At 57.9% G+C, this 14,870-nt stretch carries 14 protein-coding genes; 8 read left to right on the plus strand and 6 right to left on the minus strand.

The genetic code is table 11. The features are described from left to right. Positions 1-337: 337 nt before the first annotated feature. Positions 338-841 (plus strand): ester cyclase, encoded by a 504-nt coding sequence (locus B0B09_RS00435; RefSeq protein ID WP_242654310.1) that lies wholly within the window; start codon positions 338-340, stop codon positions 839-841. Between the two features lie 293 nt (positions 842-1,134). On the opposite strand, the gene B0B09_RS00440 is transcribed toward B0B09_RS00435, so the two are convergent. Continuing rightward, a complete protein-coding gene (locus B0B09_RS00440; protein ID WP_076657903.1) occupies positions 1,135-2,544 on the minus strand; it encodes an MORN repeat-containing protein in 1,410 nt (469 codons plus the stop codon). Between the two features lie 140 nt (positions 2,545-2,684). On the opposite strand from B0B09_RS00440, the gene B0B09_RS00445 reads away from it, so the two are divergent. From B0B09_RS00445 to gltX, 3 genes are all read left to right on the plus strand, one after another. Further along, complete coding sequence (locus B0B09_RS00445) at positions 2,685-4,346, plus strand: NAD+ synthase (protein WP_076657904.1); 1,662 nt, start codon at positions 2,685-2,687, stop codon at positions 4,344-4,346. Then, entirely contained in the window at positions 4,336-4,863 is a 528-nt protein-coding gene (locus B0B09_RS00450) for a hypothetical protein (protein WP_076657905.1), read from the plus strand. The genes B0B09_RS00445 and B0B09_RS00450 overlap by 11 nt, the downstream gene beginning before the upstream one ends. A gap of 172 nt (positions 4,864-5,035) precedes the next feature. Then, the gene (gene gltX / locus B0B09_RS00455; protein WP_076657906.1) at positions 5,036-6,364 is read left to right on the plus strand and encodes a glutamate--tRNA ligase; all 1,329 of its coding nucleotides are present in this window, start codon (positions 5,036-5,038) and stop codon (positions 6,362-6,364) included. 70 nt (positions 6,365-6,434) lie between these two features. Here gltX and B0B09_RS00460 read toward each other — a convergent pair whose 3' ends face one another. Both B0B09_RS00460 and B0B09_RS00465 read right to left on the minus strand, forming a co-directional pair. Next, positions 6,435-8,951 (minus strand): ABC transporter permease, encoded by a 2,517-nt coding sequence (locus tag B0B09_RS00460; protein ID WP_076657907.1) that lies wholly within the window; start codon positions 8,949-8,951, stop codon positions 6,435-6,437. Continuing rightward, positions 8,948-9,640: an ABC transporter ATP-binding protein gene (locus B0B09_RS00465; RefSeq protein ID WP_076659708.1), complete on the minus strand. Its 693-nt coding sequence runs from the start codon at positions 9,638-9,640 to the stop codon at positions 8,948-8,950. The genes B0B09_RS00460 and B0B09_RS00465 overlap by 4 nt, the downstream gene beginning before the upstream one ends. A 1-nt stretch (position 9,641) precedes the next feature. Here B0B09_RS00465 and B0B09_RS00470 point away from each other — a divergent pair, with 1 nt between their 5' ends. Beyond that, positions 9,642-10,322 carry an arylesterase gene (locus tag B0B09_RS00470; RefSeq protein WP_082436202.1) on the plus strand — a complete coding sequence of 227 codons (681 nt, stop codon included), beginning with the start codon at positions 9,642-9,644 and terminating at the stop codon, positions 10,320-10,322. A gap of 86 nt (positions 10,323-10,408) precedes the next feature. Here the strand turns inward: B0B09_RS00470 and B0B09_RS00475 are convergent, their stop codons facing one another. Next, a complete protein-coding gene (locus tag B0B09_RS00475; RefSeq protein ID WP_055291916.1) occupies positions 10,409-10,618 on the minus strand; it encodes a cold-shock protein in 210 nt (69 codons plus the stop codon). Positions 10,619-10,854: 236 nt separating this feature from the next. After that, complete coding sequence (locus tag B0B09_RS00480; protein WP_055291918.1) at positions 10,855-11,061, minus strand: cold-shock protein; 207 nt, start codon at positions 11,059-11,061, stop codon at positions 10,855-10,857. Positions 11,062-11,639: 578 nt separating this feature from the next. Between B0B09_RS00480 and B0B09_RS00485 the strand changes: the two genes are divergently transcribed. Next, the gene (locus tag B0B09_RS00485) at positions 11,640-11,933 is read left to right on the plus strand and encodes a hypothetical protein (protein ID WP_076657908.1); all 294 of its coding nucleotides are present in this window, start codon (positions 11,640-11,642) and stop codon (positions 11,931-11,933) included. Positions 11,934-11,964: 31 nt separating this feature from the next. Here B0B09_RS00485 and B0B09_RS17820 read toward each other — a convergent pair whose 3' ends face one another. After that, positions 11,965-12,201, minus strand: coding sequence for a hypothetical protein (locus tag B0B09_RS17820; RefSeq protein WP_165689271.1), 237 nt, complete (start codon positions 12,199-12,201; stop codon positions 11,965-11,967). A gap of 195 nt (positions 12,202-12,396) precedes the next feature. On the opposite strand from B0B09_RS17820, the gene lepA reads away from it, so the two are divergent. Continuing rightward, positions 12,397-14,196 carry a translation elongation factor 4 gene (gene lepA, locus B0B09_RS00490; protein WP_076659709.1) on the plus strand — a complete coding sequence of 600 codons (1,800 nt, stop codon included), beginning with the start codon at positions 12,397-12,399 and terminating at the stop codon, positions 14,194-14,196. Next, complete coding sequence (locus tag B0B09_RS00495; RefSeq protein WP_076657909.1) at positions 14,189-14,812, plus strand: hypothetical protein; 624 nt, start codon at positions 14,189-14,191, stop codon at positions 14,810-14,812. Before lepA ends, B0B09_RS00495 begins: the two co-directional genes overlap by 8 nt. The last annotated feature ends 58 nt before the right edge of the window (positions 14,813-14,870 follow it).

Raw genomic sequence — 14,870 nt, forward strand, 5'->3', positions numbered from 1 at the left:
GGCAACGGGTGCATGTGTTTCAAAAAAGTCTTGCGCCAAGCGAGCGTCTGGTTTGAGCCCAGAGTGTTGAATGCTGCAAACTGCGCAAGTAAGTGAAACGGGGCGGAAAGCGGTCGTTTGCTGCGCTTGGCATAGAGGTCCGCCCTGCGGACACAGCACCAATTCATGCTTCTTGTCTCGATGGCAGAATTTAAACGAGGGCTTTGGCACTCTATTAATGAGCTTGGGGGGTATCATGGTTTCCTGTCGGTTGATGCTACATCAAATTTAGCCGCTTTGATTTACCCCTGATGTATATTTAGCTAATGCAGTACCAGCAGCGAACTAGTGCGTTGGCATGATCAAAATATCAGGAGACACGACAATGAACGCATTCCAGAAAACCCTTGCTGCCGCCACTCTTGGCCTCAGCGTAATCGCAACCAGTGCCGCAGCCGATGATTTGGCCGCCGTGCAAACTTTCTACGACATCTTCACCAACCCAAGCCCTGAAACTCACGCGGCCTTCCTTGCTGCAGCTTCCGAGGATTGGAAAAGCTTTGCAGACTATTCAGGCGAATACCAAGTTCGTGAAGAATACCTGCCCATCTCTGAAGGCATCGCCGCATTCATGCCTGATCTGGAATTCACCATTGAAGCCATGCATCAGGACGGTAACTTTGTGACTGTTCGCAGCCGTTCAAAAGCGACACCCGCAGGCGAGTTTATGGGGATTGACCCTGAAGGCCGCGGCTTTGACATCATGAACATCGATATCCACGAAGTTCGTGATGGCAAGCTTGTGAATCTCTGGCACATCGAAGACTGGGCAACCGCCATGCAGCAAATGTCTGGCCAGTAAGAGCCGCACGACTAAAACGGCGATATTTAAACCCCGAGTTGGCTACATTATTTCAGGCCAGCTCGGGGGCATTTAGTTAGACGTCCCGTTAAGCAGGCAGATTCTGCAGTGCAGCAAGAGGGAAAAGGGCTCACAGTTGCCGTTCGCTGCAAGATGCATCAACGGCAGCGTTGGGCCGACAGCAGACAGTCTCAGCTATTCGCTCAACAACCGCTTTGGGCCTTCCGTTCTGACCTGAACAAAAAAAGGGCCAGAGAAACCTCTGGCCCTTCGCAATTCGTTGTCTGACGTCTTTAGTTTCCGGTCGTTTCCGACACCAAAGCACCGTCGGACCAGATGCCGATGCTTTCCTGCCCTGTGGCATAACGCATCTTGCCTTCGCCTTCGCGGCGGCCACGCACGAAGCCACCTTCATAGACGTCGCCATTGGCATAGGTCGCAACACCGGTGCCGTTGATCACACCGTCCTGCCATTGGCCCACATAGGTAAAGCCATCGGGCAGGGTGATTTCTCCGTCGCCGTTGCGCTGGCCGTTCAGGAACTCACCCACGTAAACCGCGCCATCGGCGTACACCGCCCGGCCCAAACCGTTGCGCTGGCCTTCGGACCACTGGCCTTCATAAACATAGCCGTCAGCATAGGTCATCTTGCCCTGGCCATGGTTGCGGGCATTCAGGAACTCGCCCTCATAGACCAGACCGTTGCCAAGCGTCGCAACACCAACGCCGTTGATCACGCCAGCGTCCCATTCGCCTTCATAGGTTGACCCGTCCGTATAGGTGATTTTGCCGGTGCCATCGGCAAGGCTGTTCACAAAGGTGCCGACGTAAACAGAGCCGTCCGGATAGGTCACCTCGCCTTGGCCTTCAATACGGCCTTCAACCCACTCACCCACATAAACATACCCATCTGTACCGCGGAAAGCGCCTGTGCCATGCCGCAGATCGTTCACAAAGGTCCCTTCATAGACGTCGCCGTTGGCATAGGTGGCCACCCCTTCGCCTTCACGCTTGCCATCGACGAAATTTGCCACATAGACATCGCCATTGGGCTGCGTGAGTGTGCCAGCGCCCTGAATGCGCCCATCGACCCATTCGCCGGTGTAGACCAGACCATCCGCCATGGTCATGGTGCCGGTGCCGTCGCGTTCGCCGGCTCTGAGCGTCCCTTCATAGACTGCACCATCCGGATAGGTGATCTTGCCTTCACCTTCCTTTTCGCCATTCACCCACGCGCCTTCATAGATATAGCCGCCGGGGCTGGTCATGGTGCCGATGCCGTTGTGCATCGCGTTGCGGAATTCGCCCTCGTAGACAACACCGTTGGCATATTCGGCAATGCCTTGCCCGGTAATGTTGCCGTCGACCCATTCGCCTTCAAATGTACCGCCATCCGCAAATGTGATTCGACCCTGGCCTTCGGGCTTGCCTGCGACAAAAGCCCCCTCATAGACTGACCCGTTCGGGAATATCGCTCTGCCTTGGCCGCGAATTTCACCCGCAACCCACTGGCCGGTGTATTCATACCCGTTCGGAAGCCGGTAGGTGCCGGTGCCATCCTGCTTGCCGTCGACGAAGGTTCCTTCATAGACACCGCCGTCATCGTATTGTTTTGTCTGGACATCCTGGGCGAACCCGCTGGAGGCGATGGTTGCGGCCAATATCGCAATAGTCGCAGTCTTTGGTAGTACAAACATCGTCATCCGTCTCTCCGTTCACTTCCGTGTATTTGCAGCTTATGAGAGGAGTTGCCGCCTGACAACGGCCTTGGGCCGAAGTTGTCTAACGGCTTTCCCCCGCGCTTCTTTCTGCTACATGCATGCCAAGGCTTTTGGACAAAACTATGACAAAATTATTTCGCCTTACAATGGCGCAGCTCAACCCGACCGTGGGCGACATCGCGGGCAACGCCGATCAGGCGCGTGCAGCGTGGTCGGCGGGCAAAGCCGCTTGCGCCGATCTTGTCGTGCTACCCGAGATGTTTTTGGTCGGCTACCAGACCCAGGATCTGATCATGAAACCGGCTTTTGTTGCCGATGCCATGGCGCATCTGACGCAGCTTGCCAATGACTGTGCCGACGGTCCCGCCCTGTCGATTGGTGGTCCTGTGCTGGAAGACGGCCGGCTTTATAATGCCTATTTCACGCTGCGCGGTGGTGAGATCGTCGCCCGTGCCCGCAAACACTTCCTGCCCAACTTCAACGTCTTTGATGAGGTACGCCTGTTCAAGAGCGCCGATATCGCGGGGCCCTTTGCGCTCCCAGACGGGCCGCGCATCGGCCACCCCATTTGCGAAGATGCGTGGTACCCCGATGTCTGTGAGGCCATGGTCGAAAGCGGTGCCGAGATTTTGGTGGTCCCCAATGGCTCGCCCTATTTCCGCGATAAGTTCAACATCCGCATGCAGACAATGCTCAACCGCGTGATCGAAAACGATGTGCCGCTTGTCTACCTCAATATGGTCGGCGGACAGGACGACCAGATGTTTGATGGCGGCTCCTTCGTGCTCAATCGTGGCGGCAAATTGGCGGTGCAACTGCCTGTGATGGATGCCACCATCACACACGTCGATTTCGAACGCACCGATGACGGGTGGGTGGCGAAAGAGGGCGAGAAAGCCTCGCTGCCGGATACGCTCGAGCAGGACTACCGCGTGATGGTCGAAGCCTTGCGCGACTACATGCGCAAGACCGGTTTCAAGAAGGTCCTTCTGGGCCTGTCGGGCGGAATCGACAGCGCCATCGTCGCTGCCATTGCCGTCGATGCGCTGGGCGCTGAAAACGTCCGCTGCGTGATGTTGCCTTCCGAATACACGTCCCAAGGCTCGCTCAATGATGCCGCCGCTGCCGCCAAGGCTTTGGGTTGTACCTACGACACAATCAGCATTGCAGGCCCGCGCGCCGCGGTGACCGAGGCCCTCGCGCCACTTTTCGCGGGGCTTACGCCCGACCTGACCGAAGAAAACATCCAGTCGCGTATCCGGGGCCTTTTGCTCATGGCGCAATCGAACAAATTCGGGGAAATGCTGCTGACCACCGGCAACAAATCCGAGGTCGCCGTTGGTTATGCCACGATCTACGGCGACATGGCGGGCGGCTATAACCCGATCAAGGACATGTATAAAACGCGCGTCTTTGCCGCCTGCCGCTGGCGCAATGCCAATCACCGCGACTGGATGTGTGGCCCCGCAGGCATGGTGATCCCCGAAGCCATTATCGACAAACCCCCTTCGGCGGAACTGCGGCCTGACCAGAAAGACGAAGACAGCCTGCCGCCCTATGATGTGCTGGACGGGATATTGGCAATGCTGGTTGATCAAGAGGCCTCGGTCGCCGATTGCGTGGCGGCCGGTTACGCGCGCGAAACTGTCAAACGGGTCGAACACCTGATCTACATCAGCGAATACAAGCGCTTCCAATCGGCCCCGGGGCCACGGTTGTCGGCGCGCGCCTTCTGGCTTGACCGGCGCTATCCGATCGTGAACCGTTGGCGTGATGACAACTGAGACACGGATCAGCGATAGCTTTCGCATCAGGCGCGTGGCAGGCGGTGCTCTGCTGTTTATCAGCCTTCCCTTAAATCTCATCCTTGCACGGTTTGCATGGCCTTCGGTTGAGGATCCGTCCGATGCGCTCTTTTTGCTCGCCGCGCTCCTGCCGGTCGCCTTGGGGCTTTGGGCGGCCTTCCCAAGGCGCAAACCTGCCTTGCGCATGACGATCAGCGATCAGGCCGTGATGCTCCACAACCCACCCAAGACGATCCACCTCGCAGCCCTTCAGAGCATCCGCCTGCGCCGGCCTGCTTTGGCCAACCACGACCAGATCATCTTCAAGGCAGACGAAGATCTCATCGCTTTCAACGTCATCCACCTGACACATGAGGCACCCGATATCATTTCTCTCATCGGGATCCGCCTTGAAAACCAAGGGCGCTACCTGCGCGAAAGACGCTCTGACGTGCTGGGCGCGCGCACAGGTCTGTGGGAGGTGCAGATTGGTGCCGCCTTTGAAAGCAGGCCGTGACCCACGCGAAACCCAAAAGCCGCACCACCAAATCTTCTTCTGTCCGAGCCTCTTTCCATGTGCATTCAAACTTCGGGGTGAGGCGCAGCCGAGGGGCAGCGCCCCTCAACCACCCCTCAACTGGACATCACGCGCATCTCATGGTCAAAGCCCCCCAACAGGAGATGCACCCATGACCACAACCAGATTCGCCCCATCACCCACCGGTTGGATCCATATCGGCAACCTGCGCGCCGCACTTTTCAACTATGCGATTGCCCGCCAGAACGGGGGCACCTTCATCCTGCGCATTGACGACACCGATGGCGAACGCTCCAAGCCCGAATATGTGGAGGGCCTGAAAGAAGACCTGACATGGCTCGGTTTCACCTGGGACCGCGTGGAACATCAATCCGCGCGCATGGAAAACTATCTGGCAGCCAAGCAGAAACTGATCGACATGGGGCGGCTCTATGAATGCTTCGAGACGCCGACCGAGCTCGACCTCAAGCGCAAAAAGCAGCTCAACATGGGCAAACCCCCGGTCTATGACCGTGCGGCCTTGGCGCTCTCGGAGGATGAAAAAAACACACTGCGCGCTGAACGCGGCTCGCATTGGCGCTTCAAACTTGATCACAAACGCATCGAATGGACCGACGGTATTATCGGCGACATCTCGATCGACGCGGCCTCGGTCAGCGATCCTGTGCTTTTCAAGAACGACGGCCAGATCCTCTACACGCTGGCTTCGGTGGTCGATGATACCGAAATGGGCATCACCGATATCGTGCGCGGCTCCGACCACGTCACAAACACGGCCACCCAGATCCAGATGATCGAAGCACTGGGCGGCGCGGTGCCGACATTTGCGCACCATTCGCTCCTGACCGGCCCGCAAGGCGAGGCGCTCTCCAAACGCCTTGGTACACTGGCATTGCGTGACCTGCGCAAACAAGGCATCGCGCCACAAGCGATCCTGTCGCTGATGGCGCGTCTCGGCTCGTCCGAGCCTGTGGAGCTGCGCGCCAATATCGATGAGGTCGTGGCGCATTTCGATCTGTCGAAATTCGGCTCTGCCCCCACCAAATTCGACGCAGCAGATCTGATCCCGCTCACCGCGCGGCATCTGGCGACGCTCGGGTCCGGCGATGTGGCCGATGTCTTGACATCGGCTGGCGTGCCTGCCGATCTGGCTGATCCGTTCTGGCTGCTTGTGCGCGACAACATCAACAGTCTGGACGAAGTTGCCGACTGGTGGGCACTGATGCGCGATGGTGCGACGCCGCTGGTTGATGACGAAGACCGCGATTTCGTGGCGCAGGCTTTCGCTATGTTGCCGCCGATGCCCTATACCGCAGAGACATGGGGCACGTGGACCACTGCTGTGAAAGAGGCCACAGGCCGCAAGGGCAAAACCCTTTTCATGCCCCTGCGCAAAGCCGTCACCGGCCGCGCACGCGGTCCTGAAATGGCCGACGTCATGCCGCTTTTGCAAAAAGCCCCGTCGCTGGATAACGCATAGCGTGCAAAGGCCCCTGCGCCTTTCGGCGGGGGGCCGCGCTCGCCCACGCTCTCACGCGGCGTGATCGGCGTTATTCGCGCGCCCGTAGCACTTGCGCCGGTTTCGCTGCAAGTGGGCCCCACGCAAAGGCCAGCCCCGCCAGCAGCGATGCCAGAACGCCACCTCCGATAATCAGCAAGGCATTGGACCAGATCACGGTATAGCTTGTGTCCATGATAAAGGTCGAAACAGCCCAGCCGCCCAGAATACCCGCGCCAAGTGCCACGCTTCCTGCCGCAAACCCGAGCATTGCCGCACGCAAGGCAAAGCTCAGCATGATCCGCCCGCGCGAGGCGCCCAGCGTTTTCAGCACCGCCGCTTCAAAGGTCCGCGCCCGCTCACCGGCCGCCGCAGCCCCGATCAGCACCAGAAACCCTGTGACAAGCGTGATCAACGCGCCATAGCGTGTCGCAGCCGAGATACCGCCGACCAGTTCGATCACCTGATCAATGGCATCACGAATACGGATCGCAGTAATATTGGGATAGGCCGTTGCCAGATCGCGCAGAATCGCGGCCTCGGCATCGGGGGTGGCATAAACGGTCGAAATCCAGCTATGGGGTGCCCCCGCCAGGGCGCCCTGGTTCATTGCGAGCACAAAGCCGATCCCTGCATCTTCCCAACTGACATTGCGAAAACTCGTCACTTCGCCGGTGATGTCACGGCCCAGAATATTTACAGTCATCATGTCGCCCAGTTGCAGGCCGATCTCTGCCGCTTCTTCGGCGGCAAAGCTGATCTGGGGTGGCCCGTCGTAGCCTTCAGGCCACCATTCCCCTGCGGTGATCTCGGTGCCACTGGGCTGCGCGTCAGCATAGGTGATCCCGCGGTCCCCGCGCACGACCCAGTGACCGCCGGCCACTTCTTCCGCGGGGCGGCCATTGATCTGCGTAATAATTCCGCGCAGCATCGGTGCTGTGTCATACCGGCTCACGGCATCATCCGCATCAAGCCGCGCACCAAAACCTTCGATCTGGTCAGGCTGAATATCCACAAAGAAATAGCTGGGTGCCACGGCAGGCAGATCATCCGAAAACGATGTGCGCAGGTTCCCGTCAATCTGGCCGACCGCCGCCAGCACCGTCAGGCCCAGCCCCAGTGACAGGACGACCGATGTCGCCTCACCCCCCCGCGCACCAATCGCACCAAAGGCCAGACGCAGGGCAGGGCGCCCGCGTGTCGGTTTGCGAAACCGCCGCGCAATCCAGCGGATGGCGATAGCGGCAAGCACCAGAATGGCCAGCGCGCCCGCAATTCCGCCAGCGGTCCAGAGCGTCAGGAACACGGTGCCGGAAAACAGGATCGCAGCCCCGATCAATCCGGCCAGTAACACGGCAATTGCCACCAGATAGCGCCGTGCGGGCAGGGTGGCACTGGCAGCAAAGGCATCACGAAACAGGGTTGCAGCCCGAATATCCTCGGTCTTGGCCAGTGGCCAAAGGGTAAAGATCAGTGCGGCCAGCAGGCCGTAGACCGCTGCCTCGAAAAGCGGTGCCGGATAAACGGCAAAGACCGCCGGAATGGGCAATTGTGCCTCAATCACGGGGGCAAGCAGCACCGGTAATCCCGCGCCAATCACCAGCCCCAGAAACACGCCTGCAAGGGTCAACACACCAATCTGTATGAAATAGGTCTGAAAGATCACCTTACGGGTCGCGCCCAACGTTTTCAGCGTGGCAATGACTTGTGTCTTGCCTGCCAGATAGGCCCGCACCGCTGCCGACACACCCACGCCGCCAACTGCCAGACCGGATAGGCCCACAAGGATCAGAAACGCGCCGATCCGGTCCACGAATTGCGCGACACCGCCCGCACCACGGCGGCTATCGCGCCAGCGCAAACCACTGTCGCGAAACTGCGCCTCGGCGCTGTCTTCCAGTGCTTGCAGGTCTGCGCCCTCGGGCAAATCCAGCCGGTATTGCGTGGAAAACAACGTCCCCTCGACGATCAGACCCGAGTTTGCCAGATCGGCAGTCTTTACAATCGTGCGCGGCCCTAGGCCAAAACCACCCGCGGCATTATCCGGATAGCGATCCAGAATGGCTCGTAGGGTAAAATCCTGTTCGCCCAACCTGAAACGATCACCAGGGGCCAGTGCCAGCCTATCGGCCAGCACCCGTTCCATAACCCCGCCATGATCGGCCAGCGCTTCTGCCAGCGGGATCGGCGGATCAAGCGTCACCTGACCAATCAACGGATAGAGATCATCAACCGCACGAATTTGCGTGAGCCCGCGCTCTGCCGCGCCACCGCGTTCCACCACCGCCATCGAGCGGAAATCAACCGTTTCCGACACGCGCGTCGCAATGCTGTTCAGCCAGCCCAGTTCGTCCGCGCGCGCGAACCGATAGGTAAACTCGACTTCGGCATCGCCGCCCAAGAGCGCCGCACCATCCCGCGCCAACCCCGCCTCAATGCCTGCACGCACGGTGCCAACAGCCGCGATTGCCGCGACACCCAGTGCCAGACAGGCCAGAAGCACACGAAAACCGCGCAAGCCGCCGCGCAATTCGCGCGCGGCAAACCGTGATGCAATTGCAAGGCTCATTCCGCAGCCTTTGCGACAGGGCTGTCGATGCGCCCGTCACGCAGACGGATCACACGGTCACAGCGTGCGGCCAGTTCATTGGCGTGTGTCACCAAAATCAAGGTTGCCCCGTGGCGGTCCCGCAGATCAAACAGCAGATTGATAATGGCAGCGCCGTTCGTTTCATCCAGATTGCCCGTCGGCTCATCCGCCAGCAAAATCTTGGGGCGCGGGGCCGAGGCGCGCGCCAGAGCCACCCGCTGCTGCTCACCGCCCGACATCTGGTTGGGGTAGTGATCCATGCGATTGCTAAGCCCGACAGCCTCTAACTCGGCGGCCGCCCGTGCAAATGCGTCCTTCGCGCCGGCCAATTCCAGCGGGGTTGCGACATTTTCAAGCGCCGTCATCGTCGGGATCAGGTGGAAAGATTGGAACACCACCCCCATATGATCCCTACGAAAGAGGGCAAGCTGGTCTTCGTTCATCGCCGTCAGGTCCTGCCCCAAGGCCGTGATGACGCCCGATGACGCCTGTTCCAGCCCGCCCATCAACATAAGGAGCGATGACTTGCCCGACCCACTTGGCCCCACCAAACCCAGCGTCTCGCCGCTGGCCACCTCAAGCGAGATGTCATGCAGAATGTCGACGCGGCCTGCGTTTCCGTCCAGCGACAGGTTCGCATGGGAAATGGAGAGAACAGGATCGGTCATCATGGGCGCCTTATGTCGGATCAATGCCTTTGCATATGGGGCCGTTTCGCGCTGCAGCAACCTTCTCGCGGCGGTTTTGCTGACCACAACGCTGGCACAGGCAGAGACTGTCACAATCGCGGCCTTGGGTGACAGCCTGACACAAGGCTACGGGCTGCCGCAGGCCGAGGGTTTTGTGCCGCAACTGCAGACGTGGCTCACAGAGCAGGGCGCGGATGTGAACGTCATCAACGCAGGCGTATCGGGTGACACCACAGCAGGCGGGCTCAGTCGTGTCGGCTGGACACTCACCCCCGAGGTTGACGCGATGATCGTGGCATTAGGCGGTAATGACTATCTGCGCGGTCTTGATCCGGCGATCAGCCGCGCGAATCTCGATGGTATTCTTGCGGCAGGGCAAGAGGCCGGTGTGGCAATGCTTTTGGTGGGGCTGACGGTCGGGGGCAACTATGGGCAGGACTACAAGCAGGACTTCGAAGGCATGTACGTTGATCTTGCCGCAAAATACGACGTTCCCCTTTACCCCGACTTTCTGGGCGCATTGCGCGCAGAGGCGGGCACGCAAGATGCCGCGCGCGCATATTTGCAAGCTGACGGAATTCACCCCAACCGTGAAGGCGTTTCCCTCATCACGGCCGCCATCGGGCCTTCTGTGCTCGCGCTGGCCAATGCTGCCCCCTAACCGTTCAGTGCAGCGCGATCCGTCACAAACAAAAATGGGCGCCAAACGAAGGCGCCCATCCGAACATAAAAACTGATCAGCCTGCTTTAGTCGGCAAGCGTCAGGTTCACAGCGCTTTCGCGTCCATCGCGGCCTGCTTCGATGTCAAAGTTGACCTTCTGGTCATCCTTGAGACCTGTCAGACCCGACCGCTCGACTGCTGAAATATGGACGAAAACGTCCTTGCTGCCCCCATCGGGCGCGATGAAACCATAACCTTTGGTGGTGTTGAACCATTTGACAGTGCCTGAAGCCATGTCCTTGTTTCCTTTATATTCTCCGCTCGCGGGACTGCAGCGGACCGGCTCGGTCAAACGTGATCGAGAGACTGGGCCGTAAGGGAAACAGTGGTCGATAGGTCAACGTTGCACTAGTATGGTGCCACATTAGACGTATAAAATCAAGAAAACTTGGTGATTGTCCGCGCTTCGCGTACATATCGGTGGCGAGCGCGCGCCAGGGCGCGCGCTACAGCCTTCTTTTCAAAATTCGCTTATGCGAGTGCGAGGTTCACAGCAGATTCGCGGCCATCACGGCCAGCTTCGATGTCAAAAGTTACCTTTTGGTCATCCTGCAAGCCAGTCATGCCCGAACGCTCAACAGCGGAGATGTGAACGAAAACGTCCTTAGATCCACCATCGGGTGCGATAAAGCCGAAGCCTTTAGTTGTGTTGAACCATTTCACGGTGCCAGTAGCCATCGTGTTTTTCCTTTAGTATCAATGCTGTCCGCGAGATTGCGACAGCTTGGCTTAGTCAGTGTCAAGATCGAGAGACTGTAGCCGAAAGGGAAAACAGTGGTCGAGTTGCATAACGTCTGCACCCCCCATGTGAGGGGTGTCGCCTCAAAAAGCAAGTGAATTCTCAAGAAAAACAGGTGTGGGCGGAAAACCGTCGGCATATTGCCGTCTCCGAAAGTGCCGTGCTGTCCGAATGGATTATGTCGACTTACTGGTGCGCCTTCCGCGTGCGACAGCGGTATCGCGTTTGATCGTGTGCCGCAGCCAATGCGGTTTGCGATTCACCTTATGGTCGGAGTGCGCTGCCCAAGCCGCCTGTCATGAAATCACCTTATAGCGCCCTTCTTTTGCGTTAGATGGTTGGCAATCATTGCATAAGGTAATTATAGTTTACGAATTGGCGACAGTATTGTGGCTTTTTTGGGTCTTTTGGCGTCGTCAACTTGCCTTGGCTGCCATTAAGGTGACACATAGAGGGATAAGGGGCGTCTGCGTCTCTTATAGGACCAGTTGGATCTGTTTGATCAAAGGATGACGTTATGACCGTGAAAGAGATTAACCAAGCGTTTGAAAGCTGCCTGACAAGCAAAAGCAACTACGCGGCTCTTGTGTATAACCTCTACGAATTGGAATGTTCTGACAAGTTGATTGAAGCAATCGTTGTTGGCGCATTGGGTGAGACGGTCCGCAGCCGTATCGTACCGCTGCTCACCATGGTGCGTGCCTATGAAAACCTGACGTCGTCCGAGCAAATCGACATGCTCTACGCAATCGTCGACAAGCAGGACACACCTGCACAGGACGATACGCTCGACAAGCGCCTGACAGCATAAACCAATCAAACCGCATCCTGTTTTCCCTCCTTTAAGCGGAACGGGGAAACTCTGGCCCGGTGGCCCGTTCAATATACCATGACATCCCGCGTTTGTTGCCACAGCGCTTGCAGACAAAGTCCTTGGCGACAGTCTCAAGCGGGAGATGTTCGTGAAAGCGCGCATAGATGACATGGGGTGCCACCCGATAGGCCTTGTGGCAGGCTGGGCAGGATACCACCAGTAAATCACGTCCGGTCAGGTGATGCACCCTAACGGCGAACTTCAATCCAAGCGTGACCGGTTCATATGGCATTCCGCAAAGCTACAAGAATGTTCACGCTATGTTCTAGTGCAAATCTCGTATCCTCACGCAAAAAAGATCAGCCATCTGTCAGGTGTTGTCCGCGTGGCCCAAGCGGCACCGTCATCCTGCGTCACTATCCGCATTGACGAGGCGCAAAAACCCCACCATATCCCAGTTATGACAGACCTTTCGCACATCCGTAATTTCTCGATCGTTGCCCATATCGACCACGGGAAATCGACCCTTGCAGACCGCTTGATCCAATCCACCAATACGGTGGCTGAACGGGATATGAAGGCGCAGCTTCTCGATAGCATGGATATCGAGCGCGAGCGCGGTATCACGATCAAGGCAAACACGGTGCGGATCGACTATCTCGCCGATGATGGCAAGAAATATGTCTTGAACCTGATCGACACCCCCGGTCACGTGGACTTCGCCTATGAGGTCTCGCGCTCGATGCGTGCGGTCGAAGGCTCGCTTCTGGTGGTCGACAGCACCCAAGGCGTCGAGGCGCAGACGCTGGCCAACGTGTATCAGGCCATCGACGCGGACCACGAAATCGTACCGGTCCTGAACAAGATCGACCTGCCCGCGTCAGAATGTGACCGTGTCGCCGAACAGATCGAAGACGTGATCGGCATCGATGCATCTGGCGCCATCCGCGTCAGCGCGAAAACCGGCATCGGCATCCACGAAACACTAGAGGCCATCGTCAACCTGCTGCCCGCCCCCACAGGCGACCGCGACGCGCCGCTGAAGGCGATGCTGGTCGATAGCTGGTACGACAGCTATCTGGGCGTCATCGTGCTGGTGCGGATCATCGACGGCGTGATGAAAAAGAACGACCGCGTCAAATTCATGTCCAACGGGGCTGTGCACGGCATCGACAAGATCGGCGTCTTCCGCCCCCAGATGCAGGACGTGGCCGAACTGGGCCCCGGTGAGATCGGCTTTATCACAGGCTCGATCAAACAGGTCCGCGACACCCGCGTCGGCGACACCATCACATCCGAGAAAAAGGGCGTCGAAAAAGCACTCCCTGGCTTTAAACCCGCACAACCGGTGGTGTTCTGCGGCCTCTTCCCCGTCGACAGCTCCGAATTCGAGGACCTGCGCGACGCCATCGACAAGCTCGCCCTGAACGACGCGTCCTTCAGCCACGAGATGGAAACATCCGCCGCCCTCGGCTTCGGCTTCCGCTGCGGCTTCCTCGGGCTGCTGCACCTCGAAGTTATCCGCGACCGGATCGAGCGGGAATATGACATCGAGCTGATCACGACCGCGCCTTCCGTGGTCTACCACGTCTATATGCGCGACGGCGAGATGATCGAACTGCACAACCCCGCCGATATGCCCGACCTGACCCATGTGGGCCATATCGAGGAGCCGCGCATCAAGGCGACGATCCTTGTCCCCGATGATTATCTGGGCGATGTGCTCAAACTCTGCCAGGACCGCCGCGGCGTGCAGCTTGACCTGACCTATGCAGGCTCCCGCGCCATGGTGGTTTACGATCTGCCGTTGAACGAGGTGGTGTTTGATTTCTACGACCGCCTGAAATCCGTGACCAAGGGCTATGCGTCTTTTGATTACCAGATGACAGGCTATCAGCAGGACAATCTGGTGAAAATGTCGGTGCTGGTGAACGACGAACCCGTCGATGCGCTCTCCATGATGGTGCACCGCGACCGCGCCGAGATGCGGGGCCGCGCGATGGTGGAAAAGCTCAAAGACCTGATCCCGCGCCACATGTTCAAAATCCCGATCCAGGCGGCCATCGGCGGCAAGGTCATCGCCCGCGAAACACTCTCTGCACTGCGCAAGGACGTGACGGCCAAATGCTACGGCGGCGACGCGACGCGCAAACGCAAGCTGCTGGACAAGCAGAAGGCCGGTAAGAAAAAGATGCGGCAGTTCGGCAAAGTGGATATCCCGCAGGAAGCGTTTATTTCGGCGTTGAAGATGGATGGGTGATCGTGTGCAGGCATTCGCTCGGCTCGGAGCGGGTGCTACTACGATGGCAGCCTTGGTTTGGCTATTGTGGCCTGAGAATTTGTCTGTCCTTTCGGACCCAGAGCCTTGGTTTGCTTTTGCGACGGCTTGCGTCTTCTGGATTTTCACGGAGTTCAAGACAGTGGAGAAATCCAAGGCGACAGAAAATGATGTTCGTGTTGCTAGAGAGCTTTTGGAGTTGCACGCAGGACAATTTAGGTTCTTGTTGAAAGAAACTGATCTTTGGCAGTTTATCTCTTCAGAATATTATACAAACCTCGGTAACTTCTGCGACCGTTGGGATAGGGAAGTGTTGTTCTTTCATGACCAACAACTCAATCAACAGCTTGAAAAGCTTGTTAAAGAATTATCTGAACTGCATAACAAAATAGCGATGAATACTGTGCCAGTCCTGCTCGGTGGAGAGTTCAAGACGGGATTCAAACAGACTCGCTATGTTTCCGAAGATGAATATGATAAACTTCGCGCAAAATCGAAGGAAGCAAATTCACTAGCTTCTACGGCTTGGCAAACACTGGATGAAATAGTCTCGAAGGTTCGCCGTACCATTCCCGAAGCCACTGTGAAACCATTGTGACGTAGACGGTCTCTTGAAGATATTACCGTAGGGTGGGTGAAACCCATGCGCCTGACAA

Origin of the sequence: Yoonia rosea (genome assembly GCF_900156505.1) — a bacterium.
GTDB lineage: Bacteria > Pseudomonadota > Alphaproteobacteria > Rhodobacterales > Rhodobacteraceae > Yoonia > Yoonia rosea.

Coding starts and splice junctions, on each gene's coding strand:
- gltX (WP_076657906.1), top strand. CDS start 5,036: ATGACCACAACCAGATTCGCCCCATCACCCACCGGTTGGATCCATATC.
- B0B09_RS00470 (WP_082436202.1), top strand. CDS start 9,642: ATGGGCGCCTTATGTCGGATCAATGCCTTTGCATATGGGGCCGTTTCG.
- B0B09_RS00435 (WP_242654310.1), top strand. CDS start 338: ATGATCAAAATATCAGGAGACACGACAATGAACGCATTCCAGAAAACC.
- B0B09_RS00440 (WP_076657903.1), bottom strand. CDS start 2,544: ATGACGATGTTTGTACTACCAAAGACTGCGACTATTGCGATATTGGCC.
- B0B09_RS00485 (WP_076657908.1), top strand. CDS start 11,640: ATGACCGTGAAAGAGATTAACCAAGCGTTTGAAAGCTGCCTGACAAGC.
- lepA (WP_076659709.1), top strand. CDS start 12,397: ATGACAGACCTTTCGCACATCCGTAATTTCTCGATCGTTGCCCATATC.
- B0B09_RS00480 (WP_055291918.1), bottom strand. CDS start 11,061: ATGGCTACTGGCACCGTGAAATGGTTCAACACAACTAAAGGCTTCGGC.
- B0B09_RS00465 (WP_076659708.1), bottom strand. CDS start 9,640: ATGACCGATCCTGTTCTCTCCATTTCCCATGCGAACCTGTCGCTGGAC.
- B0B09_RS00450 (WP_076657905.1), top strand. CDS start 4,336: ATGACAACTGAGACACGGATCAGCGATAGCTTTCGCATCAGGCGCGTG.
- B0B09_RS00460 (WP_076657907.1), bottom strand. CDS start 8,951: ATGAGCCTTGCAATTGCATCACGGTTTGCCGCGCGCGAATTGCGCGGC.
- B0B09_RS00475 (WP_055291916.1), bottom strand. CDS start 10,618: ATGGCTTCAGGCACTGTCAAATGGTTCAACACCACCAAAGGTTATGGT.
- B0B09_RS00495 (WP_076657909.1), top strand. CDS start 14,189: ATGGGTGATCGTGTGCAGGCATTCGCTCGGCTCGGAGCGGGTGCTACT.
- B0B09_RS00445 (WP_076657904.1), top strand. CDS start 2,685: ATGACAAAATTATTTCGCCTTACAATGGCGCAGCTCAACCCGACCGTG.